This is a genomic window from Demequina lutea (assembly GCF_013409005.1).
Lineage (GTDB): Bacteria > Actinomycetota > Actinomycetes > Actinomycetales > Demequinaceae > Demequina > Demequina lutea.
This window is the reverse complement of record NZ_JACBZO010000001.1, coordinates 2,336,134-2,360,265: the sequence shown is the minus strand read 5'-3', so window position 1 is coordinate 2,360,265 and position 24,132 is coordinate 2,336,134. Positions and strand designations below refer to the sequence as shown.

Below are 24,132 nucleotides of genomic sequence, written 5' to 3'. Positions count from 1 at the left end.
GATGAAATCCGGCTTCTATTCGATGTTCCAACAGTTCACGGGGACCATCTACATGGCGCTCGGCACCAACGTGCTGCTGATTATCGCGACCGCGCCCCTCGTCGCCGTCTACCTGCTGGGCGATCTCGGACGGTCGTGGCCGCTGTTGGCTCTCTTCAGCCCGCTCGTAGGCCCCGCAGTCGCGGCCGCCTTCACCGTCTTCCAGTCCTACTCGGAGCAGGGCGTCGCCACGGTGGTGCGCACGTTCGTGCGCGGATGGCGCACGACGTTCCGCCGGGCAATCATCGTTGGAGTCGCGACCTCCACGCTGTTGTTCATCCTGGCCGTGGATGTGGTCGCCGTGTGGGGAAAGAGCGTCGGGGCGTTCGCGATCCCGATGTTCGCCATGGCGGCCGTGCTTGTGATCGCAGTCTCCCTTCACGTCCTCGTGGGAGTCGCCGCCGACCCGGGTGTCACGCTCCGTACTGCCTGGAAGGCGTGCCTGTTCCTGGCGGTGCGCCGCTGGTACCTCACCGCGGTTTCGCTCGTGGTCGTCGGCGTACTCACCGCCATCGTGGCTGTACAGCCCGCTCTGGGCCTTGGCTTCATCGCTGCGCCGGTGCTCTACCTGGCCTGGGCGAATTCCTCGTACACCCTGCGTCCCGCGCTGGCGGTTCCCGAGCGTGAGCTCGCACCGACATGGTGACGCTTGATGGGCGGCCGTCGTCGCCCACCGAAAGGACATATCTATGAGTGACATTGGCGTCTCGCATGACCTCGGGGTGCGCGCGCGTGCCGCGACCGATGCGGCGCTCGCGGTCATTGACGCGAACGTGCGCACGTTCGCTGTTGGCTATCCGGACGACACCACCATTGGCGGCATCTATCACCTAAGGCGCCGCACCGGCCTGCCGGACGGTGCCAACACCGGCTGGACCACCGGCTTTTTGCCAGGCATGTTGTGGCTAGCGTCCGAGCTTGCCCCCGGTGACAACTATCGGCGACTTGCGCTGCGGCACATCGGCAGCTTCCGCGAGCGCATCGAGAACGCGATCGACATCGAGACCCACGACCTCGGATTCCTCTACACGCTTTCGTGCGCGATCGCATGGCGGGAGGACGGCGACATCGAGGCACGCGACGCGGCGCTGGCGGCTGCCAGGCACCTCATGACGCGTTACCACGAGAAGGCGCGCATCATCCAGGCGTGGGGCGACCTCGACAATCTCGAGCAGCGTGGTCGCACGATCATCGACAGCCTCATGAACACCCCGTTGCTCTTTTGGGCGTCCGAAGTGACGGGCGATGCCACCTTCGCGAACGCAGCGACGGCCCACGTGCGACAACTGCGCGACCACATCATCCGGCCAGACTCCTCGACGTTCCACACCTATTACTGGGACACGGAGACCGGCGCGGCGCTCCGCGGCGGTACCGCGCAGGGCCACGCCGACGATTCGTGTTGGGCGCGCGGCCAGGTGTGGGGAATCTACGGCTTCGCGATCAATTACCGGCACACAGGAGACGAGACCTTCCTCGAGGCCTCGCGCCGGTGTGCGGACTACTTTCTGGACCACCTGCCCGAAGACAGCGTTCCGTACTGGGACCTTGCGTTCGGCGAGGGCGCCGACGCGCCTCGCGACAGTTCGTCGGGCGCGATCGCCGCTACCGGCTTGCTTGAGCTCGCGGGAGCGTGTGCGGGACCGGATGCAGATCGCTACAGGGACGCAGCCTTCACGATCCTGTCGTCGCTCATGTCTCTCTATACCCCTTCGGCCGACGAAGACTCCAATGCACTCCTCGCGCACGGCGTCTACGACGAGCCAAAGGGAGTCGGCGTCGACGAGGGTAACCTCTGGGGCGACTACTTCTACCTTGAGGCGCTCACGCGTGTGGTGGTGCCCGATTGGACGCCGTACTGGTGAGCGCGCGGATTGAGAGGGACTTGTCGTGAGGCTCGTGACATTCGAGGCCGGTCGCGGCGCCCGCGTGGGTGTGCTGCTTGACGGTGGATCCACTGTGGTGGACATCGCTGCCTCTGTCTCCGGTGCGCCAAGCACCATGATTGGCCTGCTAGCTGCGGGTGAGGCAGGTCTGGAGATGGCCCAGGCGGCTGCCTCAGCGCCCACTCGCATGAGAATGCCGCGTGCCGACGTCACGTTGCTTGCGCCCATTCCGCGACCCGGCAAGATCGTGTGCGTCGGCTACAACTATCAAGGACATGGTGGTGATGGCCCCGTCGCGCCGGAGTTCCCCGAGATCTTCGTCAAGACGTCGAACGTCGTCGTCGGTCCAGAGGACGTCACCGTGCTTCCTGCCGTGAGCACTCAGGTCGACTACGAGGGCGAAATGGCCATCGTCATCGGGGCCACCGCGCAGAACGTATCGCGAGTCGACGCGCGAGGCTACATCGCGGGGTACACGGTGTTCAACGATGTCAGCGCCCGCGACATCCAAAAGCGCGGCACCCAATGGGTGCTAGGCAAGTCCTTTGACACGTTCGGGCCGATGGGTCCCGCCATCGTGACGCACGACGAGGTGGGGGAGCCACACGCCCAGACTGTGACCGTCGCGTGCAATGGGGAGACCACGGTGCGCGCGTCGACCGCCGACATGATCTTCACCGTCGAGTTCCTGGTCTCGTACCTCAGCAGTGTCATGACGCTCGAGCCGGGCGACATCATCGCTACCGGAACCCCAGGGAAGCTGCCTGAGGCCGGTGCCCAGAATCGCTTCCTCGCTCCAGGCGACGTCGTCACGGTCACGTTTGACCGCATCGGCACCCTGTCGACCACGTTCGTCGCCGAACCCTAAGCCGCCGCAACCGAATGAAAGGAACAGCCATGAAGAATCACTTCTACCTATCCGCCGACGAGGGCGTGAACTCGATTCCGAACAACCCGTGCTCGGTGATCGACTTTCAGACCGTGCGGCTCAGCAAGGGCGCGACCCACAAGGCCAGCTCGGGCGACCGCGAGATACTCGCCGTGGTTTTGGGCGGCAAGGTTGCCGTAACCGTCGGCGATGTCGCCTTCTCGTCGGTGGGCGGGCGGCCCAACGTCTTCTCTGGCAAGCCTCACTCCGTGTACATCCCGCGAGGACACGACTACACCTTCACTGCGCTCACGAACGTCGAAATCGCCATGCCGTCGGCGCCCAGTGACCTCGACACGGACCCGTACATGATCGCGCCGGACCAGGTGGCAGCGGGCCGATGGGGCGCGGCGAACTTTGGAAGGAACTTCCACCAGATCCTCACCGAGACCGCGCAGCCCGACCTTCCCGCGAGCCGTCTGATCGTGGGCGAGACCTACACCCCGTCGGGGAACTGGTCCACGTACCCGCCTCACCGTCATAAGAACGACAACCTTCCCGCCGAGGCCCAGCACGAGGAGGGGTACTACTTCCGCGTCAACCCTTCCGATGGGTTTGGCATCAGTCGCATGTACACGGACGAGGGTTACGAAGAGAACTTCACGATCCGCGAGCACGGCATGCAGATGATGCCCGAGGGCTACCACACTGTGGTGTCTGCCCCCGGATACACCACCTACTACCTGTGGTTCCTGGGTGGCGTGGGTCGCACGCAGGGTGCGGTGGACGACCCCAACGTCGGGTGGGTCAACCGCACTGTGTCCATGCTGCGCGACCTGGGCCACTAGGGAGTCCGCCGTGATCTTGGATAGTTTCAGACTGGACGGCAAGGTCGCGCTCGTGACCGGAGCCGGCCGCGGGCTCGGGCGTGCTTGCGCGCTCGGGCTCGCGGAGGCGGGAGCGGACATCGCGCTGCTCGACCGATCAGGAGCGTTGGAGGCCGCGGACGAGGTGCGCGCGCTCGGCCGCCGCGCCTACTCCGTGAAATCGGACTTCCTCACGGCCACGGCGACCGACCTTGCGGGCGTTGTCGACGAGGTGGTCGAGAACCTGGGCGGCCTCGACGTGCTCGTCAACAACGCGGGCACGATCCGCCGCAGCCCGGCGGTGGACTTCCCTCAAGGTGACTGGGACGACGTGATCGCGGTCAACCTCGACGCGGTCTTCTTCCTCTCACAGGCAGCGGGCAGACACATGATCGCGCAGGGCGGCGGGCGCATCATCAACGTTGCCTCGATGCTGTCGTTCCAGGGCGGCGTCAACGTGGCGTCCTATACCGCCACGAAGCACGCCGTTGCAGGTCTCACCAAGGCGCTCGCGAATGAGTGGGCCGGAAGCGGCGTGAACGTCAACGCGATTGCTCCCGGGTACATGGCGACGGACAACACTGCACCGCTGCGGGCCGACGCCGACAGGTCGCGAGGCATCATGGAGCGGATCCCTGCCGGACGCTGGGGCACGCCAGAGGACCTGCAGGGCGTCGCGGTGTTCCTCGCCTCGGACGCCTCCAACTACATGCACGGCGCCATCGTTCCCGTCGACGGTGGGTGGCTTGCGCGATGACCCCACCGCCTGGGGAAGAGACTCAGGGTGACTCCCTCGAGCCAGACTTTGCGGCGTGGTCCTTCTGGGAAATCGCGTCGGAAGATGCTCGCGCGGACCAACAGCGGCGACTCGCCGATCTTCGTGCACGCGGCTACCTCCTGGGCGATCGCGCGATGGTGTCGCGGCTCGCCGCTGTCCACCCGGAGAGGCTCTACCTCGGAGACCGCTCCTACATCGCTGCGCACGCTCACGTCAGTGGTGACGTCAGCATCGGCGACGACTGCTCCGTCAATGTGGGTGCGGTTGTTCGCGGCAACGTGAGTACCGGGCGGGCGGTGCGCATCGGCTCGTATGCGGCGCTGCTGGGCTTCAACCACGGCTTCGAGTCGATCGACACGGAGATGTTCACCCAGCCCCTTACCGCGGACGGCATTGTGGTGGGCGACGACGTGTGGATCGGCGGCCATGCGATCGTGCTCGATGGCGTGACGATTGGTAGCCATGCGGTGGTGGGTGCGGGCGCGGTCGTGACTCGCGATGTCCCTGCCTGGGCCGTGGTGGTGGGAAACCCCGCTCGCGTCGTGCGAGACCGCCGTGGCGCCGAGGACGTGCTCGCGCTGGGGCTGCAGGCATTCGCGGGGCGCGCCCGTGCCGACAGCCGTGGCATCCTTGCCCGCGCGTGGGACGGCGAAGCGTATCGAGATCACGCCGCGGCGGCGCCGACGGTGCGGGCACGCTGCGATGCCATCGAGATTGCGACGCTGCTCGCCGACGCGTCCCTTCTTGCCGATCGTGATCACGGCGGCGAGTTGAAGCGCCTGCAGGACGCCGTCCTTGGCCTGGTTCCCGAGTTCGGTGAGGACGTTCAGGCTCCTCCACCGGGAGAGCTTCCCGACCAAACGAGCTCCTATCACGTGCTCAGCGTCGGCTATGCGCTCGACCTCCTCCAGGAGTCGTTTCCTCATCCGGTTGCCGCGATAGTCGGGCTCGACGCGGACGGTCTCGGCCAAGCGCTCGCGCGGCTACCGCTCGCCGATGACGGGTGGTCGGCGGGGGCCCTCATCGACGCTGTCGGCACGGCCATCACCTGGTCCGCACGCGCTGGCGCACCCGAAGCCTCGCCGGTAGCCCCTCCCACCGACGGGCTGCTAGAGGTGGTCTTGGGATTCGTGACCTCAAGGCGCAATCCCGAAACGGGACTGGTAGCTCGTGGCCCGACTCTTCGTGACGCGGTCAACGGCACCTATCGTGCCCTGCGCGGAACGACCGCTCAATGGGACGAGCGCCGTGCCGACCCGCTCCTCGCCACCACCGTTGCCGACTATGAGGCAGGACTTGATTGGAGCACCGCGAACGCTTGCGATGCGCTCGATGTCGTGTGGCTGCTGTGGTGGGCCCGCGGCGACGAGTGCCTGAGGAATCGTTCGCGTTCGGTGGCGAGAACCGTCATTGACCTGACCCTTGCGGCATGGCAGCCGGAGGGCGGCCTGCCGTTTGAGCCTGGCGGCCCAGCCACGCTTCAGGGCACCGAAATGTGGTTGGCGACCCTGTGGTACGCGGCCGACCTGATGAACATCGCTGACGCGCTCGGCTACCGACCCGCAGGCGTGCATCGGCCGGGGCCCGCATTGAGATGGTCGCAGCCCGACCGCAGATGGAGAGCAACATGACAACGGAAGTTCTCGACAGGCTCGCCCACCATCGGCTCGTGCCGGTGGTGGTGCTCGACGACGCCTCCCGCGCGGACGGCCTCGCGGGTGCGCTAGTCAACGGGGGACTTCCCGTCGCGGAGGTGACGTTCAGAACGGCGGCCGCCGAGGAGTCGATTCGCATCATGGCAGCACGCGGTGACGTGCTGGTGGGCGCGGGAACCGTGCTCACCGTCGAGCAGGTGACCCTGGCGGTCCGAGCGGGCGCGAGCTACGTGGTCTCACCAGGGCTTTCGCGCGCGGTTGTCGAGCGATGCGGCGAACTGGGCGTGGCGGTGCTTCCGGGGGCGGTGACGGCAACCGAGGTGCAGGCGGCGCTCGAACTGGGCATCTCCGTAGTGAAGTTCTTCCCCGCGGGGACCTCGGGCGGCGCCAAGGCGATCGCCGCGCTCGCGGCCCCCTTCGGAGACGTCTCGTTCGTCCCTACTGGCGGCATCGGGCCAGCGAATCTACACGAGTACCTGGCACTTTCGTGCGTGCGTGCCGTGGGCGGTTCGTGGATGGTTCCGAGGGGCTTGGTCGCGGCCGGCGACTGGAAACAGGTGCAGGCATTGGTCGCCGATGCCGTCGCATTGGCTGCACACGAGGGAGACTCGCGATGACCGAACAGGCGCCCAGGCCCGTGATTGACGTCCGTCCTGCAGCGGCGTGCCGATACGACGCGGTTTCCCTGGGAGAGGTCATGCTCCGCCTCGATCCCGGCGAGGGTCGCATTCGCACCGCGCGCGAATTTCACGCGTGGGAGGGTGGCGGGGAGTACAACGTGGCACGCGGGCTGTCGCGCGCATTTGGGTATCGCACTGCGGTGATCACCGCGCTCGCCGACAACGAGATCGGGCGACTCATCGAGGGGCTCATCCTTGCTGGCGGCGTCGACGCCTCGCACGTGGTGTGGAAGGAATACGACGGCATCGGGCGCGCGACCAGGAACGGGCTGAACTTCACCGAGCGCGGGTTTGGCGTGCGCGGCGCCGTGGGGGTATCCGATCGCGGCCACACCGCGGCCTCGCAACTCGCGGCGGGCGAAGTGGACTGGGATCACCTGTTCGGCGAGCTCGGTGTGCGCTGGTTGCACACGGGCGGCATCTTCGCGGCGCTCTCGGAGACGTCCGCCGAGACGGTGATCGCCGCCGTGACCGCGGCGCATCGTCACGGAACCGTGGTGTCCTATGACCTCAACTACCGGCCGAGCCTGTGGAAGTCCATCGGCGGCAAGGACCGCGCTCAGGAGGTGAATCGGGCGATCGCGCCGCACGTCGACGTCATGATCGGCAACGAGGAGGACTTCACCGCGTCGCTCGGTTTCGAGGTGACGGGCGTCGATGACTCGCTTGCCGAGCTGGACATTTCCGGATTCGCGGCGATGATCGACGATGCGGCGGCCTCATATCCGAACTTCAAGGTCATCGCGACGACGTTGCGCGCCGTGCACTCCGCCACCGTCAATGACTGGGGCGCGATCGCATGGTCGCGGGACTCGGGCCTTGCCCGTGCCACTCAGCGCGACTCGCTCGAAATTCTCGACCGCGTCGGAGGCGGCGACTCCTTCGCATCGGGACTCATTCATGGGCTTCTCGAAGGGGAGAGCCTCGATGCCGCGGTGAACTACGGTGCGGCGCATGGTGCGCTCGCGATGACCACGCCGGGCGACACCACGATGGCCACCAAGGCCGAGGTTCACAAGCTTGCGAGCGGTGGAGGTGCCCGTGTCGATCGCTAGCTTCGAAGTCGGAGAGCACGACTTTCTCCTCGATGGCGCGCCCCACCAGATTCGCTCGGGAGCCATCCACTACTTCCGGGTGCACCCGTCCCTGTGGGAGGACCGCATCCGGCAGGCACGGCTCATGGGGCTCAACGCCATCGAGACGTACGTCGCATGGAACGTTCATGAGCCCGACGAGGGCGCGTGGGGGTTTGATGGCAACCGCGACCTCGGAGCCTTCCTCGACGCGATAGCGGCACAGGGGATGCACGCCATCGTGCGTCCGGGGCCATACATTTGCGCCGAGTGGGACAACGGCGGTCTTCCAGGGTGGCTCACGGCGATACCCGACATCGCGTTGCGATGCAGTGATGCCCGCTACTTGGAGGCGGTCGAGGGGTATCTCGAGCGGGTGCTCGAGCACGTGGTGCCTCGACAGGTTCCTCGGGGAGGCCCCGTGCTCATGGTTCAGGTCGAGAATGAGTACGGCGCGTACGGCAACGACAAGGTGTACTTGCGATCCCTCGTGTCGACGATGCGGCGTTGCGGGCTGGACACTCCGCTGTTCACTTGCGACCAGGCCAACGACGAGATGCTCGAGCGAGGCGGTCTTCCCGAGTTGCTGCATACTGCGACATTCGGCTCTGGGGCCGAGGAGCGGCTCGCGGTGTTGCGGCGCCATCAGCCGACGGGTCCGCTCATGTGCGTGGAGTTCTGGAACGGTTGGTTCGACAATGTGGGCGAGGCGCATCATGTTGCCTCCGCCGACCGCAATGGGTCGGACATCGAGTACTTCATGGCAAGCGGTGCATCGTTCAATCTGTACATGTTTCACGGCGGCACCAATCAGGCGCTGTGGAACGGTGCAAACGACAGGGGCTACTACCGACCGGTCGTCACCTCGTATGACTACGACGCGCCGCTGGCCGAGGACGGAACTGTCACGGACAAGTGGTGGGCGCTACGGGACGTGATCGAGCGGCACGTCACCGTGCCGCAACTGACAGGGGCCGATGTCCCCGCCGAGCGTGCCCTTGCTCCGCGGGCCGAGGTCTGCTTTCACGCTGCCGCTAGCTTCGATTCGATGATAGACGCGGAGGATGGCGAGTGGGTCGCGTCGGACACTCCTCCCACGTTCGACGACGCGGGCTTGTGGCAGGGCTTGGGGCTCTATCGAGCCGACTTGCCTGCCGATGCCGGGGTTCTTGCCGTGGGCGAGATCCGTGACCGCGCTTGGGTACGCCTTGACGGGGAACCGATCGCGGAGTTTGACCGTGCCTCGCGGAAGAACTCGGCGCCCGTCCCTCGACGGGGCGGACGGCTCGACGTGCTCGTCGAGAGTCGTGGCCGCGTGAACTATGGCCCGCGGCTTGGCGAGCCCAAGGGCATCGTCGGCGGCGTCCGGACCGCGCGAGGAGAACTACGAGGATGGCGGTTCTTGCCGCTGAGTCTCGCGTCGATCGAAGGGCGTATCGCGGTGGTGGTTCGCGAGCAACGTGACGCTGACGGGCCGATCGCTGGCCCCGTGGTCGTCTTTGGCTCGTTCGAACTCGACCAAGCGGCGGATGCCTTCTTGTCCGTTGCCGGATGGGGCTGTGGCTGGGTGTGGATCAATGGGGCAATGATTGGTCGGTACACCCGCGAGGGACCGGCCCGCACCCTGTACATTCCAGCGCCTTTGCTGAGGGCGGGTCGCAACGAGGTGACAGTCCTCGAACTCGCGTCCTCGGACGGGGGTTCGATGTCCCTCGTCGGCGCGCCCGACTTGGGTCCCACCGACTCCTGAGTGTCCGAGGGCCGTTGAAAGCAGGCGGTGTGGCCGACTCGGTGTCGACTGACACCGACCGGCGGCCCCGGTCACGCTTGACGCGGCCGTGGCACCCGAAGCGTCAATGCCTCCGCACACAGGCGAGGACACCGTCTAGGGCGCGCACCCCTAGGCGGTGTGGCCTCCCGGCGCGGCTTTTGCGCTCCCGCGGTCGCGGTTAGCAAAGCGTTGCTGGAGTAATACTGCGGCGACAATGATGATGCCCTTGGCGACGAGTTGCACCGAGGTCGACAGATTGTTCTGGATGAACACGTTGGTCAGGGTCTGGAACAACAGGACACCGAGAACCGTTCCACCGATCGTTCCGCGGCCGCCCACGAGTAGCGTGCCACCCACCACGACGGCGGCAATGGCATCCAACTCATAGAGCTGGCCGTGCGTTGATGTGCCCGCAGTGGTGCGCGAGAGCAGCATCGTCGCCGCTATGCCGGCGGTCGCGCCCGACAGCATGTACAGGTACACCGTGTGGCGCTTGACGTTGACACCTGCGAGTCGGGCGGCCGTGGCGTTGCCGCCGATCGCGACCGTGCGTCGGCCAAAGGTAGTGCGGTTGAGAAGGAACCACGCGAGCACCGCCACGATGGCGAAGATCCACACCACCCACGAGATGCCGAGTAGGTCTGCACGGAAGAAGTCGAGGAAGCCCTTGTTGTCGACGATCTGGGTGTGGCGCTGGGAAACGAGTTCCGCAACCCCGCGCGCCCCGACAAGCATCGCGAGAGTTGCCATGAACGCGACAACATTGCCGTAGGCGATGATCAGTCCGTTGACGAGCCCGGCGAGGATCCCTCCCGCGACGGCGACGAAGACCATGAGCGGCCAGAAGCCGGATGCTGCCGTCTGAATCGCGCCAAGGCTTGCGAGAACTGAGGCGAGGCCGAGCACCGAACCGACCGACAGGTCGATTCCTCCTGCGGTGATCACGAACGTCACTCCGATGGAGACCACGCCGATCACGGACGCGGACCGCAGTATCACCAGCAAGTTGTTGACGTTCATGAAGTTGTCGCCCGCGGTGATCGCGCCCACGACCACGAGCAGCAGCAGGGCGATCATGAGCCCGATGCTGCGCCCGGCCGGGCTTGCAAAAATGCGCTTCGCAGGGTTGTGGCTGGCTGCCGCGTCATCCGCCTGGGTGGCGTCGGCCGTGTTGGTGATGGTCGGCTCGCTCACGCGGCACTTCCCTTCATGACAAAGTCGAGCACGCCGTGCTCGTCGATTTCTGTGGTTGCCTTTTGGGCGACGACTCCGCCGTCGGAGATGACCAGCACACGATCGGCAAGGCCCAGGACTTCGTCGATCTCGCTCGAGACCACGACGATCGCCGTGCCCTTGGCCGCGAGTCGGCGAATCAACCCGTAAATCTCCATGCGGGCGCCTACGTCGACGCCGCGAGTGGGCTCGTCCAGCAATAGCACCTTGGTGCCGTGGATCAGCCAGCGCGCGAGCATGATCTTCTGCTGGTTACCTCCCGACAGGGTCCGGGTGATGCGGTCGGGCTCGGCCGGCCGCAACTCCAACGCCGTCATCTGTTCGCGGGTCGCGGCGCGTTCTGCTGGTTCATCGAGGAACGGTCCGTGCGCGAATCGGGTGAAGGTGGACAGCGTGGCATTGCGGTAGATCGGCTCCTCGAGCATGAGCCCTTGGCTCTTGCGCTCTTCGGGGGAGAGCCCCATGCCGGCATGGACCGCATCGCTGACCGAGCCTGACTTGAGCTGCCTTCCGGCGAGCGTGACAGTGCCTGCGGTGGCGCGACGCTCCCCATAAATGGTTTCAAGAATCTCGGACCGTCCCGATCCGACGAGCCCCGCGAGGCCCACCACCTCTCCGGCACGCACGGTGAAGGTCACGTCGCTGAACATTCCCGCTGCGGCGAGGCCGCTCACGTCAAGTACTACAGGGGCGTTGTCGGGCACTGCGACTCGAGGGGGGAAGACGTGCTCCATGTCGGTTCCGGTCATGAGCGAGATCAGCTGCCGCGTTGGCGTGGTGCGTGCCGGCAGCCCTGCGGCCTGTGACCGCCCGTCCTTGAGCACGGTGATGCGGTCCCCGACCCGCTCAATCTCTTCGAGTCGGTGAGAAATGTAGATCACCGCTATGCCTTGTGACGTGAGCTCGCGTACCACGCGGAAGAGGTTGTTGACCTCCTCCGAGTCCAACACGGCACTTGGCTCGTCCATGATCATGAGCTTGATGTCGTGGGAGAGTGCTCGCGCCATCGCCACGATCTGTTTGTTGGCCGCGGACAAGGTGCCGACCTCGCGCGTGGGGGAGAGGTCGCCGTGGCCGAGCCGCGTCATAAGGTCCCGCGCAGCATTGTTGGTCGCGCGCCCGCGCACGACGCCGCCCGCAGAGTTCTCGTGGCCCAGGAAGATGTTGTCTGCTATCGACAGGCCGTCGACAACATCGAGTTCCTGGTACATCGTCGCGATTCCCAGGTCGAGAGCGGCCACGGGGTCGGTGATCGTCACGGTTCGTCCCTGCCACACAAACTCCCCTGCGTCGGGCTGATGTGCGCCCGAGAGGGTCTTGATGAGGGTCGATTTGCCTGCACCATTCTGGCCGAGCACGCAGTGAACCTCCCCTGCGCGCACGTCAAAATCGACGCCCTTCAGGGCTTGGGTGCCGCCGAAACTCTTGGTGAGCCCGCGAACTTGCAGTAATGACGTCTGGTGGTCGGCTTTGATCACACGTTGAACTTAACACATGCGCAATCGATCGCGCGATCACCATTTGGCCAAGAGTCCAGACGCGAATACGTGCTCAGTTGCGCACAAATTGGCCGTAAACCCGTGACCGAAACGTTATGACGACAGACACGCAAAAGATGCGCACTGAACGCGAAGGTCTGCTAGCGTCGACGTGTCAGTGCGGACAGGTTGCGCGCGAGCCGTAGGAAAACCTTCGTGATTCGCGCCACGTGCCTTTCTCGCTGGCGACGACCAGAGTGACTCAACGAGGAGGAAAACATGACCGCATCCCGCACCATGCGAATGCGAACAATTGCGGCGGCCAGTGCCGCTGCTGTCATCGCGCTGCTGGCAGGATGCAGCTCCGATGGCGGAGGTACCGGCGGAACTGCAGCTGCTGGCGTCGACAACGCCGCTGCCGGCGACAAAGTCGTCATCGGTTTTTCGGGGCCCGCGGCCGACCACGGTTGGCTCGGCGCGATCAACTCAGCGGCCATCGCCGAGGCGAAGAAGTACGGCGACGTGGAGTTGCGGGTCGCCGAGGGCACGAACGACGCCAACTTGCAGATCAGCCAGGTCGAGACCTTTATCAACGACAAGGTTGACGTGATCGTGCTGCTGCCGACCGACGGCGCCGCTCTGACCGAGGCCGCCATCAAGGCGATGAAAGCGGGCATTCCGGTCATCAACGTCGACCGCGAGTTCTCGTCCACCGCCGCGGCACGCGTCACCATCCTCGGCGACAACTACGGAATGGGCGTGAGCGCGGGTACCTACATTTGCAACAAGCTCGCCGGACAGTCCGACGCCGTCGTTGCAGAGATCGCGGGCATCGACTCGCTGCCGCTGACGCAGGACCGCAGCCGCGGCTTCGCCGACGCGCTTTCGGACTGCGGGCTCAAGGTGAACGCTCGTGTGGCCGCGGACTTCACCATCGCGGGTGGCCAGGCGGTCACGGCGCAGTTGCTGTCGGCCAACCCCAAGATCGACGCCATCTGGAACCACGATGACGACCAGGGCATCGGAGTCCTCGCCGCGATCGACGAGGCTGGACGCAGCGAGTTCTTCATGGTGGGTGGCGCGGGTTCGCTTAACGCCATGAAGTCCATCAAGGCGGGTGACACGGTGCTCGAGGCGACCGTTATCTACCCGTCGACTCAGGCCGCAGACGGCATCGCTCTCGCGAGGCTCCTTGCTCAGAACAAGAACATGGGCGATCTCGCATCGTCGGGCATTCCCAACCGCATCGTCCTGAACGCCCCCGTGGTGACCAAGGACAACGTGGACGAGTACCTCCCGATCGGATTCGCGTCCTAGAACTACCGACAGGGGTGCCCGCCGGCTGGCGGGCACCCCGACCGGGACCCGAACTCCATGAGACAAGAAAGCGAGACAAGCATGTCAGCGCCCCTGCGCGTAGCAATGATCGGCAACGGCTTCATGGGAGCCGCACACTCCCAGGCCTGGCGAGTCGCCCCCCGGTTCTTCGACCTCGACCGCGAGCCGGAGATGGCCGTGATCGTGGGCCGCGATGAACAAAAGAACGCCCATCTCGCCGAGCATTGGGGCTGGCAAGAGGCGGCTTCGGATTGGCGCGAAGTTATCGCGCGCGATGACATCGACATCGTCGACATCGTGACCCCAGGTCACACCCATGCTGAGATTGCGATTGCGGCTCTCGACGCGGGCAGGCATGTGCTGTGTGAGAAGCCACTTGCCAACTCGGTGGATGAGGCCGAGGCGATGTCGCGTGCCGCGGATCGCGCTGGTAAAGCCGGCACCTTCGCGATGGTCGGCTTCACTTATCGACGTGTGCCCGCCGCGGCTTTCGCGCGGCAGCTCGTGCGCGAGGGCTTCGTTGGCAAGGTGCGACACGTCCGCGCCGATTACCTCCAAGATTGGCTCGTTGACGCCGAGTCGCCCCTCACGTGGCGGTTGGACAAGTCGAAGGCGGGCTCCGGCGCTTTGGGAGACATCGGCGCCCATGCCATCGACCTCGCACAGTTCATCACCGGCGAGAACCTGACTCGAGTCAGCGGAACGCTTGAGACCTTCGTGACAGAGCGACCCATTGTCGGAGAGCGTCAGGGCCTGTCGGGCACGGCCTCGGACGAGCGCGGGCAGGTCACGGTAGACGACTGTGCGCTATTTATGGCGAGTTTGTCGGGCGGGGGTCTTGGCACGTTCACGGCGACGCGTTTCGCGACCGGCAGGAAGAACGCGCTGCGGGTCGAGATTTCGGGGGACAAGGGCGCTATCGCGTTTGACCTCGAAGACATGAACAGTCTTAGTCTCTACGACGCGACCGCCCCCGCCGATCGGCAGGGCTTTACTAAGGTCTTGGTGACAGATCCGTCCCATCCCTACATGGCCGCGTGGTGGCCCGCGGGGCACATGCTGGGTTACGAGCACGGGTTCACTCACCAGGTGCGCGACTTCGTCACGGCGATCGCCGCGGGCGAGCAGCCCACGCCATCGTTCGCCGACGGGTGGCAGGTCCAGCGCGTACTCGACGCCGTCGAGCGCAGTGCAGGAGCCGGCAGCGCGTGGACTGACACGACATCCTAAAGACGACCATGGAAGGAATCACTGCAATGGCGCGACCGATTACTTTGTTCACCGGCCAATGGGCCGACCTGCCGCTCGAGGAGGTGGCGAAGCTCGCCTCCGGATGGGGCTATGACGGCCTCGAGCTCGCTTGTTGGGGCGATCACCTTGACCCCTGGCGGTGGGACGACGAGGACTACGTGCAGAGCAAGCTTGACTTGCTCGCGAAGTACAACCTCAAGTGTTGGGCGATCTCCAATCACCTCAAGGGCCAGGCAGTTTGCGACGAGATCGATCAGCGGCACCGCGACATGGTTTCGGACAAGGTGTGGGGCGACGGTGATCCCGAGGGCGTGCGCCAGCGCGCGGCCGAGGAGATGAAGAACACGGCACGCTTGGCCGCAAAGTTGGGGGTGAAGACGGTGGTGGGCTTCACCGGCTCGTCCATCTGGAAGTACTTTGCGATGTTCCCGCCCGTGGGCCAGGACGTCATCGATGCGGGATACAAGGACTTCGCAGACCGCTGGAACCCGATTCTGGATGTCTACGACGAGGTGGGTGTGCGCTTCGCACACGAAATCCACCCTAGTGAGATCGCCTACGACTACTGGACCATGGTGCGCACACTCGAAGCGATCGGGCACCGCGAGGCGTTTGGTATCAACTGGGACCCGAGCCACATGGTGTGGCAGGACATCGATCCGGTGGCGCTGCTGTGGGACTTCAGGGACCGGATTTATCACGTGGACTGCAAGGACACCCGCAAGCGCATGACGAATGGCCGCAACGGGCGCCTGGGTTCGCACCTTCCCTGGGCCGACCCGCGCCGCGGTTGGGACTTCATCTCCACCGGTCACGGTGACGTGCCGTGGGAGGACGCGTTCCGGATGCTCAACCAGATCGGCTACGAGGGTCCTCTATCGGTCGAGTGGGAGGACGCGGGCATGGACCGCCTCTTGGGAGCGCCGGAAGGCTTGGAGTTCGTGCGTCGACTCGCGTTTGATGCACCCGATGCCGCCTTCGACGCGGCGTTCAGTTCGCGCGAATAGGGGGCTCTACCGGGCGGTCGACGCCAACAACGCGTCGACCCGCTCGGGGGAGAGTGCGTGGTGAATGGCGAGCATGCTCGCCCCCAGAACGCCGGCGTTGGCTCCCGCTCGAGAGTTGGAAATCTGTAGTTGGCCCGTCGCGAGCGGCATGGAGCGCGCATAGACGACTTCGCGTGCGCCCGCCAGCAGATGTTCGCCTGCTTGAGCAATGGAACCGCCGAGGACGATCACGGCTGGGTTGATGATGCTGACGCACGCGGTGAGAACCTGGCCGATGGTGCGACCCGCCTCGCGTACCGCCCGGATTGCATCCGTGTTACCCGCCTTCACGAGGGCAATGACGTCGGCACTCGACTCGACGTCGAGTCCGGCGGCACGCAGTGTGCGCGCGATTGCGGGACCCGCGGCGAGCGCCTCGAGGCAACCCTTGTTGCCGCAGCGGCATGGCACGTCGTCGCCCTGCGGCACGTATACGTGGCCAATGTCGCCGGCGATTCCCTGAGCGCCACGCTGGAGAAGACCCCCAGAGATCACGCCCGAGCCGATGCCCGTCGCGACCTTGACGAAGATGAAGTGGTCGATGTGAGGCCACGACGCCGCGCGCTCTCCGAGCGCCATGATGTTGACGTCGTTGTCCACGAGCACGGGTACGCCGAACTGCTCGCCGAGGTTTTGCGGCACGTCATATCGGTCCCAACCGGGCATGATCGGCGGGTCGATCGGTAGCCCGGTGGCGTGCTCCACAGGGCCGGGCAGGCCCACGCCAATCCCGAGCAAGTCGGTCGATGCCGCGTTCGCCTTCTTGAGCAGCTCCCGCCCCGCGGTCGCCACCCATGCGAGAACCGCGGCGGGCCCCTCTGCCACCTCCATGGCGACGCTATCTTGAGCCAGTATCTTGCCGCTCAGGTCCGTGACCGCGATGCGCACATGGGATGCACCGACGTCGACGCCGAGAACGACTCGACCGGACGCGTTGAGCGCGAATTGGCTGGAGGGTCGGCCTCCGGTCGACACCGCATCGCCCACGGGGCGCACGAGGCCGAGTCTCACGAGTGACTCGACGCGCGAGGCGACAGTAGAGCGCGCAAGACCCGTGAGCGATGCGAGTTCGCTTCGCGTGCGCGGCCGGCCGTCACGCAGTATCTGGAAGAGGTCTATGCCTGCAGTGTCGCCAAGAGTGTCGCCATGAGTGTCGCCATGAGTTACGTCGAGCATGCTCATATGTTATCGCCTTGGGGAGCGTAAGTGCGCCAACTTACGGTGAATGGTTTCGGCGATTTCGGCGCAAGGATGGCGTGGGATTGGGGGACCCCCGCTCTTGACTAGGGTGGGCGAAGTGCGGCTCGGGGCGCCTCGCCGAGAGGGCGTTCTTTGCGTATCGAGAGCGCGCGATGCTACTGTGTAAGTGCTCCCCCGGACGGCGCCTATCGCCCCGGCGGACAGCAAACCACGTTCCGCGCGTCGGTACGACGTCGTCGCATGACGCGCCCGTGGAAGCACTCGCATCTCTGGAGCCACCGTGGCTCGTGCGAGGAAGGGAAACCCGTGACAGACACCACAGTCGCCGCCGGCACATCCGCGGCACTCAGCGCCATGAAACTGCCCCAGCTCCAGGCCCTTGCCTCTGAGCTCGGCGTTGCAGGCGTCACCAAGATGAAGAAGAGCGACCTCGTCGACGCGATCAGCAACGGGGGAGTCGCCAAAGCCGCGCCAGCCCGTACGAATTCCGCCAACGAGGCCCCGGCCCGGACGTCGCGTTCGTCGCGTTCGTCGCGGTCGGCGAGTTCCGCGCAGACCACGGTCGAGGCGTCTCCCTCGGCTGAGGCCGCCGTTGCACCCGCCTCGCCCGTCGGCATCGACTCCGACGAGTCGGCCGACGAGCGCGCACGCAGGGCGAAGGAAGCCGTCGCGATTGCCGCGACCGGCGACCAGGGCGGCGAGCGCAACCACAACGAGCGCAACCAGGGCGGTCGCAATAGCGGTCGCAACCAGCAGTCTGGAAACCAGCAGTCTGGAAATCAACAGCGCCAGCGCAACGATTCGGGCGAAGACTCCGGCGAGAGCGATAACCGCCGCCAGCAGCAGCAGTCGCAGCAGCCGCGTGGAGATGACGAGGACCGCAACGGCCGTCGCCGTCGCGGCCGTGGTCGCGGTCGCACCGCGGGCACCGGCGTGCGCTTGGATGGACGCCAACAGGGCGGCCAGTTGGAGTCCATGGACGAGGACGATGTTAGGGATGACGACGAACTGACTCCAGTAGGCGGCATCGTCGATGTCCTCGACAACTACGGCTTCATCCGGACCACGGGCTACCTGCCTGGTAAGTCCGACGTCTACGTGTCGATGAACCAGGTCCGCAAGTACGGACTTCGCAAGGGCGACGCCGTCAGTGGCTTCGCACGCCTTCCCCGTCCGGGCGAGCGCGGCCAGCGCCAGAAGTTCAGCGCACTTGCCAGCATTGACAAGATCAACGGCATGGATCCGGAAGAGTCCATGGATCGGCCCACTTTTGGTGACCTGACGCCCCTGTACCCGCAGGCGCGTTTGCACCTCGAGACGGACCCTCGCAACCTCACCAACCGCGTGATCGACCTGGTCGCACCGATTGGTAAGGGTCAGCGTGGACTCATCGTCTCGCCCCCCAAGGCCGGCAAGACGCTCGTGCTGCAGTCGATCGCCAACGCGATCGCGGTCAACAACCCCGAGGTTCACCTCATGGTCGTGCTCGTCGACGAACGGCCAGAAGAGGTCACCGACATGCAGCGCACGGTCAAGGGCGAGGTCATCGCCTCGACGTTCGACCGTCCCGCCGAGGACCACACCACGATCGCCGAGCTCGCCATCGAGCGCGCCAAGCGTCTGGTCGAGATGGGCCAGGACGTGGTGGTGCTTCTCGACTCGATCACGCGCCTCGGCCGTGCCTACAACCTGGCGGCTCCCGCATCGGGACGCATCCTGTCGGGTGGTGTTGACTCGTCGGCGCTGTACCCGCCCAAGCGTTTCTTCGGCGCCGCGCGCAACATCGAGCACGGTGGCTCACTGACGATCCTTGCGACCGCGCTTGTTGAGACCGGCTCCAAGATGGACGAGGTCATCTTCGAGGAATTCAAGGGCACCGGCAACATGGAGCTCAAGCTCTCGCGCCAGCTCGCCGACCGCCGCATCTTCCCCGCGGTGGACGTCAACGCGTCGGGCACGCGCCGCGAAGAGATCCTCATTAGCCCCGAAGAGCTCAAGGTCAGCTGGCAGCTACGCAGGGTCCTCACCGGCCTCGAGCAGCAGCAGGCGATCGAGCTGCTCATCGGCAAGCTCAAGGAGAACAAGACCAACGCGGAATTCCTCATGCAGGTGGCGAAGACCACGCCCACCAAGGAATCCGACAACGCCTAGTTTCTGATCACGCGCAGGGGCCCGATGCCGATGTTGGCATCGGGCCCCTGCGCTTCCTCCAACGCTTGAGCGCAGTCACCTAGTGCACGTTGCGGCGGGTTTTGGGCAGTCAGCGACTGCCAGCGCTCGGCAGCCGGGCCGCGAGGATCGCGAGCAGTCGTTCGCGGCACCAGTGCGGCCGTCGTGTCACGTCTGCCCAGCTGAAGCGCACCGTGAGAAAGCCGGCGGCGGCCAGGTCAACATCGCGTTCGCGGTCGCTCGCCAGCGCGTCCCCCGTCGAGTGGTACCGCTTGCCATCCAACTCGACGACAAGCATGGCCACACGGTGCAGCATGTCCGCCATGGCCCTGCGGTGACCGACTCTTAACTCGGCCTGCCACTCGAACTCGCGGAACCGAACGCCAGCGAATACCTCCCGCCGAGCCCTCACCTCGAGGGGTGAGGTCGCACCGTCGTCAAAGTCGGCGAGCAGTCTCAGCAGCGAGCGTCGTCCTGGAACCCGTGGCGCTCGCGCGATCTCGCGTGTGAGTTGCGTCGGTGTGCAGATACGTCGCCATAGTGCCTCGTAGACGAGGCCTTCTCCGCGCCCTGGCGGCGCGAACCTCCACGCGTCGAGCACCGCGCGTTCTGGGACAGTGCAACTGACGGAGCGAGGCATCCCGCTGGCGAGTGCTCGCCCGATCTGATGGACGCGCACCCAGTCGGGCGGATGGAGAGTATCTCCATTGTTGGTGACCAGATCGACGTGGCCCGCCGCGAATGCCGTCCCCGCGTAAAGGTCTAACGCGAGCGCCCCGGTCACGAGCGCGCGCGGTGCCCACAGGTTCAGGGCCTCGCCTCTGACCCAGCCTTCTTGAGCGTGTGGCGTGCCGCAATAGACGCCGGGAAGCAGGCGCACGATCACATCTGCGTGAAGGCCCGCGTCGAGCTGGCGTCGCGACCACCTGGTGACGAGGTCTGCGCGCGTGAAGGCATGCGGGTTGGCGTCGAGGAACGGTACGAGAGGTCCGTTGAGGCCTGTCAACCCGGCGATGGGGCGCATGAGTGGAATCTGACCACAGCGATGCGTCGCGTGGTAGCGCCGAGGTGAATCTGTGGATGGGGGCGCGAGCTAGCAGTCGACTAGTGCCCTTGGCGGCCCAAAACGGTCACTCATCGACTGCTTACTTGCAGGGTCATGGCGAGCTCCAGACGCGCCTGCTGGTAGCGACCGCGGGCCGTGGAGGCGTTGAGCCCCATCACGTGCGCGGCATCGGCGAGCGAAAAGCCCTCCCAGTGGACCAGCCGCACGAGTTCTGCCTGCTCCTCGGGGAGCGAGGCAATCGCCTGCTGCACGTCGAGTGCGATGTCGTCGTCCGGCCACACGACGGGTTCCACCAGACCGTGAAGCCGCACGGCCAACCTCAGCCGTCGCGACGCGTCGCGCCCGTGACCAAGCGCGGCCATGCGCGCGATGCCGAACAGCCACATGCGCGCTTGAGTCGCGTCGGCGGGCATGTCCTTGCCGCGTCGCCACGCGACGAGCATGGTCTCGCCAAGCACGTCGGGCGCCTCATCGCCGACCCGACGCTGGAGGTACCTCAGGAGGTCGGCCGCGTTTGCGCGGAGGGCGTCTGCGACCGCGTCGTTCCCGTCCGTCACTGCGAGACCTTGCAGGCGGTCTCGGGGTTGAGCGTCTCGTAGGGGTTCACGCCGTTGCGTTCGAGCGCGTCCAGCACAAGACGCGTCGCGGTGTTGTCGAAGAGTTCATTCGCCGCGGAACCAGGAACGACGCCGAGTTCCGTGTCAGCGATGGCGCCGCGACCAGAGGTCGCATCCATCCGAGCGACCGCAGCGTAGCCCGCATCGATCGTCGCCTCGAACGAGGCTCGGTCCCCTGACCACGAGAAAGTCCCGGAATCGAGATAGCCGAGGAACTCGGCGCGCACGGCCCCGTTGTCGCCGGCGAGGATCGCGGAGGGGTCGTCGAGGGTGGCGCGGATGGTCGCGGCCACGGCGTCGCTCAGGCCGAAGCCCGTGAGACGCTCGACGCATCGCGTGCCGTCGGGCAGTGCCACTGGCCATTCAAAGATGGTCGCGTCTTTTGACGCTTCGACCGTGAGCGAACCCCATGGTTGTGGGCCCGATCGCGCCTGGATGGTGGCCGCTGCCGCGAGCCCACCGCCGGTGAGGACGATCGCGGTCGCGCCAGCGATCAGCGCCGTGCGCACGGGGCGACGTCGCCACTGCGCGAGGCTTGGTCGCGCCTCGTTGATCGCTGCGGCAAGCACGCGGTCGCCGTCGACCGTCGGGCCCCCGCCCCGCGGCGCGGCGCAGGCGAGAAGGGCGTCGAGGTGGTTCGGCTCGGTGTCGTGTGTCATGGTGTGCTCCATATCCTTTACCCATGACATGCCGGAACCGGCCCAAAGTGTCCGCGGCGGCGCAAAACGACCCGCCGCCGAGCGGCGCGAGGGAACACCGAGTAGGCAGGTTGCGTTCAACTCTGGCAGAATAGAACGCTGGCCAGCCGGTTCACCGTCGCAAGGTATGCGCGCGGACCCGGCGGCACACTTAAGGGAGATCATGAAGAAGGACATTCACCCCGAGTACGTGGCCACCACTGTCACGTGCACCTGCGGTAACACTTTTGAGACCAGGTCCACCGTGCTATCCGGACAGGTCAACGTCGAGGTCTGCTCGGCTTGCCACCCGTTCTACACGGGCAAGCAGAAGATCATGGACACCGGTGGCCGCGTGGCGCGCTTCGAGCAGCGCTACGGCAAGAAGTAATCGCCGCGCGACGACGTGGCCGAAGCATTCGCAGCCGTCCAGCCCCTGCTGGAGGAGTACGCACAAATAGAGCATGAGCTCTCCGACCCCGCGGTTCACGCCGACGTGGGACGTGCGCGCACCCTAGGCCGCCGATTTGCTGAACTCGGCCGCGTCGTCGCGGCGCACCGCGTCTGGGCCGCCGCGTTTGACGACCTCGAAGCGGCCAAGGGTATGGCGGCCGTGGACCCCGAGTTCGCGGCGGAGGTCCCCGCCCTCGAGGCGGTGGTTGAAGAGGCAACGGAGACCCTGCGTCGCATCCTGATTCCGCGCGACCCCGACGACGCCCGCGACGTCATCCTTGAGGTCAAGTCTGGCGAGGGTGGCGAGGAGTCGGCGCTGTTTGCAGGCGACCTGCTGAAGATGTACCTCAAGTACGCCGAGCACAAGGGTTGGAAGACCGAGGTGCTCGAGGCCAACCAGACCGACATGGGCGGCTACAAGGATATTTCCGTGGCCATCAAGTCCAGGGGAACGGTTGCCCCGGAGGACGGCGTCTGGGCCCAGCTCAAGTACGAGGGCGGGGTGCACCGCGTACAGCGCGTGCCCGCGACCGAGTCACAGGGTCGCATCCACACCTCCGCTGCGGGAGTGCTCGTGTACCCCGAGGTCGAAGAGGTCACCGAGGTCAATCTCGACATGAACGACGTCCGCGTCGATGTCTTCCGCTCTTCAGGTCCAGGTGGCCAGTCCGTCAACACGACAGACTCGGCCGTGCGCCTGACTCACGTGCCCACCGGCATCGTGGTGAGCTGTCAGAACGAGAAGAGCCAGCTCCAGAACAAGGAGTCCGCGCTGCGCATCCTGCGCGCCCGCTTGCTTGCTGCGGAGCGCGAGGTGGCCGACGCCGAGGCCTCCGACATCCGCAAGTCGCAGATCCGCACGGTCGACCGTTCTGAGCGGATCCGGACGTACAACTACCCCGAGAACCGCATCGCGGACCACCGCACGGGCTACAAGGCGTACAACCTCGACCACGTGCTCGCGGGCGACCTGGGTCCGGTAATTCAGTCGGCGATCGACACCGACGAGGCCGCTCGCCTCGCGGCCCACGAGGACTAGTGCCGCACCTGCGCTCCCTCTTGGCGGACGCCTCGCAGCGCCTCGCCGACGCGGGGGTGCCCTCTCCCGATCACGACGCGAGAGAACTCGCCGCCTTCGCATTGGACGTCGATCGAATCCCCGTAGGCGAGGTAGAAGTGGGCCCCGACCAGGCGAGGCGCTTCGAGGCGCTCCTGGCCAGGCGCGAGGCCCGCGAGCCTCTCCAGCACATCCTCGGCTCGTCGGTCTTTCGCTACGTCACTCTCCAGGTGCGCGCAGGCGTCTTCGTGCCGCGCCCCGAGACGGAAGTGGTGGCTCAAGTGGCGATCGATGAGGCTGAGGCTATGGCGGCGACGGGCCGTCGGCCGCTCGTCGTCGACCTGTGTTGCGGAACAGGAGCCATCGCCCTGTCGGTGGCCACCGAGGTCCCCACAGCAGTGGTTCACGCGGTAGACACTTCACTCGATGCCGTCCAACTCGCGACCATCAATGCCGACGCCTCCCACGCGGCGAACGTCACCGTCGGCCACGGCGACGTCACTGACCCTGGCGTGCTCGCCCACCTTGACGGCAGCGTCGATGTGCTCGTATCGAACCCGCCATACATTCCCGCGGGAGCAATCCCGATCGACCCCGAGGTTCGCGACTATGACCCGCCCTCCGCGCTGTTTGGCGGAGGAGAAGACGGCCTTGACGTGCCGCGCGCCGTGGTTGCCGCCGCCGTTCGACTCTTGCGTCCCGGCGGGCTTTTCGTCATGGAACACGCGGACGTTCAAGGCGCTCCGACGAGGGAACTCGCGCTCCGCACGGGCGAGTTCGAGTCGATCGAGACTCGCGCCGACCTGACCGGGCGGGATCGAATGCTCGTCGCGCGACGCAGGTAACCGTCCAACTACGGTCCACCGTGGCAGGCGCTCGACACGGGCAACCCGGCGCCGCCGCCCGTCAAGTGTTGGTCGGCGTGCCAGAC

Annotated in this window: 22 protein-coding genes; 16 read left to right on the top strand and 6 right to left on the bottom strand. The window is 65.9% G+C overall.

Features of this window, described 5'->3' with window-relative positions; translation table 11 throughout:
• Nucleotide 1: 1 nt before the first annotated feature.
• From BKA03_RS11385 to BKA03_RS11345, 9 genes are read left to right on the top strand one after another with little or no spacing between them, the layout of a single operon-like run.
• On the top strand, nt 2-685 hold the full coding sequence (locus BKA03_RS11385; protein ID WP_062074051.1) for a DUF624 domain-containing protein: 684 nt from the start codon (nt 2-4) through the stop codon (nt 683-685).
• A 43-nt stretch (nt 686-728) separates the two neighbouring features.
• Entirely contained in the window at nt 729-1,904 is a 1,176-nt protein-coding gene (locus tag BKA03_RS11380) for a glycoside hydrolase family 88 protein (protein ID WP_062074050.1), read from the top strand.
• A 25-nt stretch (nt 1,905-1,929) separates the two neighbouring features.
• Complete coding sequence (locus tag BKA03_RS11375; RefSeq protein WP_062074049.1) at nt 1,930-2,793, top strand: fumarylacetoacetate hydrolase family protein; 864 nt, start codon at nt 1,930-1,932, stop codon at nt 2,791-2,793.
• Between the two features lie 29 nt (nt 2,794-2,822).
• Entirely contained in the window at nt 2,823-3,641 is an 819-nt protein-coding gene (iolB, locus tag BKA03_RS11370; RefSeq protein WP_062074048.1) for a 5-deoxy-glucuronate isomerase, read from the top strand.
• A gap of 10 nt (nt 3,642-3,651) precedes the next feature.
• The gene (gene kduD, locus BKA03_RS11365) at nt 3,652-4,416 is read left to right on the top strand and encodes a 2-dehydro-3-deoxy-D-gluconate 5-dehydrogenase KduD (protein WP_202965701.1); all 765 of its coding nucleotides are present in this window, start codon (nt 3,652-3,654) and stop codon (nt 4,414-4,416) included.
• Complete coding sequence (locus BKA03_RS15580) at nt 4,413-6,068, top strand: DapH/DapD/GlmU-related protein (RefSeq protein ID WP_062074047.1); 1,656 nt, start codon at nt 4,413-4,415, stop codon at nt 6,066-6,068. Before kduD ends, BKA03_RS15580 begins: the two co-directional genes overlap by 4 nt.
• A complete protein-coding gene (eda, locus tag BKA03_RS11355) occupies nt 6,065-6,709 on the top strand; it encodes a bifunctional 4-hydroxy-2-oxoglutarate aldolase/2-dehydro-3-deoxy-phosphogluconate aldolase (RefSeq protein ID WP_062074046.1) in 645 nt (214 codons plus the stop codon). Before BKA03_RS15580 ends, eda begins: the two co-directional genes overlap by 4 nt.
• Entirely contained in the window at nt 6,706-7,827 is a 1,122-nt protein-coding gene (locus tag BKA03_RS11350; protein ID WP_062074045.1) for a sugar kinase, read from the top strand. Before eda ends, BKA03_RS11350 begins: the two co-directional genes overlap by 4 nt.
• A complete protein-coding gene (locus tag BKA03_RS11345) occupies nt 7,814-9,595 on the top strand; it encodes a glycoside hydrolase family 35 protein (RefSeq protein WP_308477976.1) in 1,782 nt (593 codons plus the stop codon). The genes BKA03_RS11350 and BKA03_RS11345 overlap by 14 nt, the downstream gene beginning before the upstream one ends.
• A gap of 150 nt (nt 9,596-9,745) precedes the next feature.
• Here the strand turns inward: BKA03_RS11345 and BKA03_RS11340 are convergent, their stop codons facing one another.
• Entirely contained in the window at nt 9,746-10,810 is a 1,065-nt protein-coding gene (locus BKA03_RS11340) for an ABC transporter permease (protein ID WP_062074044.1), read from the bottom strand.
• Nucleotides 10,807-12,327 (bottom strand): sugar ABC transporter ATP-binding protein, encoded by a 1,521-nt coding sequence (locus BKA03_RS11335; protein WP_238579353.1) that lies wholly within the window; start codon nt 12,325-12,327, stop codon nt 10,807-10,809. The genes BKA03_RS11340 and BKA03_RS11335 overlap by 4 nt, the downstream gene beginning before the upstream one ends.
• 279 nt (nt 12,328-12,606) lie before the next feature.
• On the opposite strand from BKA03_RS11335, the gene BKA03_RS11330 reads away from it, so the two are divergent.
• The 3 genes from BKA03_RS11330 to BKA03_RS11320 all read left to right on the top strand — a co-directional run bounded on the left by BKA03_RS11330 (nt 12,607) and on the right by BKA03_RS11320 (nt 15,923).
• Nucleotides 12,607-13,644, top strand: coding sequence for a substrate-binding domain-containing protein (locus tag BKA03_RS11330; RefSeq protein WP_062074043.1), 1,038 nt, complete (start codon nt 12,607-12,609; stop codon nt 13,642-13,644).
• Nucleotides 13,645-13,725: 81 nt separating this feature from the next.
• Nucleotides 13,726-14,895 carry a Gfo/Idh/MocA family protein gene (locus BKA03_RS11325; protein ID WP_238579352.1) on the top strand — a complete coding sequence of 390 codons (1,170 nt, stop codon included), beginning with the start codon at nt 13,726-13,728 and terminating at the stop codon, nt 14,893-14,895.
• Nucleotides 14,896-14,921: 26 nt separating this feature from the next.
• Nucleotides 14,922-15,923 carry a sugar phosphate isomerase/epimerase family protein gene (locus BKA03_RS11320; protein ID WP_062074041.1) on the top strand — a complete coding sequence of 334 codons (1,002 nt, stop codon included), beginning with the start codon at nt 14,922-14,924 and terminating at the stop codon, nt 15,921-15,923.
• Nucleotides 15,924-15,929: 6 nt separating this feature from the next.
• Here BKA03_RS11320 and BKA03_RS11315 read toward each other — a convergent pair whose 3' ends face one another.
• Complete coding sequence (locus BKA03_RS11315; RefSeq protein ID WP_062074397.1) at nt 15,930-17,138, bottom strand: ROK family transcriptional regulator; 1,209 nt, start codon at nt 17,136-17,138, stop codon at nt 15,930-15,932.
• A gap of 378 nt (nt 17,139-17,516) precedes the next feature.
• Between BKA03_RS11315 and rho the strand changes: the two genes are divergently transcribed.
• The gene (gene rho, locus BKA03_RS11310; protein WP_083971227.1) at nt 17,517-19,313 is read left to right on the top strand and encodes a transcription termination factor Rho; all 1,797 of its coding nucleotides are present in this window, start codon (nt 17,517-17,519) and stop codon (nt 19,311-19,313) included.
• Nucleotides 19,314-19,422: 109 nt separating this feature from the next.
• On the opposite strand, the gene BKA03_RS11305 is transcribed toward rho, so the two are convergent.
• The 3 genes from BKA03_RS11305 to BKA03_RS11295 all read right to left on the bottom strand — a co-directional run bounded on the left by BKA03_RS11305 (nt 19,423) and on the right by BKA03_RS11295 (nt 21,673).
• Nucleotides 19,423-20,355: an endonuclease domain-containing protein gene (locus tag BKA03_RS11305; protein ID WP_062074039.1), complete on the bottom strand. Its 933-nt coding sequence runs from the start codon at nt 20,353-20,355 to the stop codon at nt 19,423-19,425.
• 110 nt (nt 20,356-20,465) lie between these two features.
• Entirely contained in the window at nt 20,466-20,954 is a 489-nt protein-coding gene (locus tag BKA03_RS11300; protein ID WP_062074038.1) for an RNA polymerase sigma factor, read from the bottom strand.
• Nucleotides 20,951-21,673 (bottom strand): hypothetical protein, encoded by a 723-nt coding sequence (locus BKA03_RS11295; protein ID WP_152649452.1) that lies wholly within the window; start codon nt 21,671-21,673, stop codon nt 20,951-20,953. Before BKA03_RS11295 ends, BKA03_RS11300 begins: the two co-directional genes overlap by 4 nt.
• A 202-nt stretch (nt 21,674-21,875) precedes the next feature.
• Between BKA03_RS11295 and rpmE the strand changes: the two genes are divergently transcribed.
• From rpmE to prmC, 3 genes are read left to right on the top strand one after another with little or no spacing between them, the layout of a single operon-like run.
• The gene (gene rpmE, locus BKA03_RS11290) at nt 21,876-22,082 is read left to right on the top strand and encodes a 50S ribosomal protein L31 (protein WP_062074036.1); all 207 of its coding nucleotides are present in this window, start codon (nt 21,876-21,878) and stop codon (nt 22,080-22,082) included.
• Nucleotides 22,083-22,097: 15 nt separating this feature from the next.
• Entirely contained in the window at nt 22,098-23,183 is a 1,086-nt protein-coding gene (gene prfA / locus BKA03_RS11285) for a peptide chain release factor 1 (RefSeq protein WP_062074035.1), read from the top strand.
• Nucleotides 23,183-24,046 (top strand): peptide chain release factor N(5)-glutamine methyltransferase, encoded by an 864-nt coding sequence (prmC, locus tag BKA03_RS11280; protein WP_062074034.1) that lies wholly within the window; start codon nt 23,183-23,185, stop codon nt 24,044-24,046. Before prfA ends, prmC begins: the two co-directional genes overlap by 1 nt.
• The last annotated feature ends 86 nt before the right edge of the window (nt 24,047-24,132 follow it).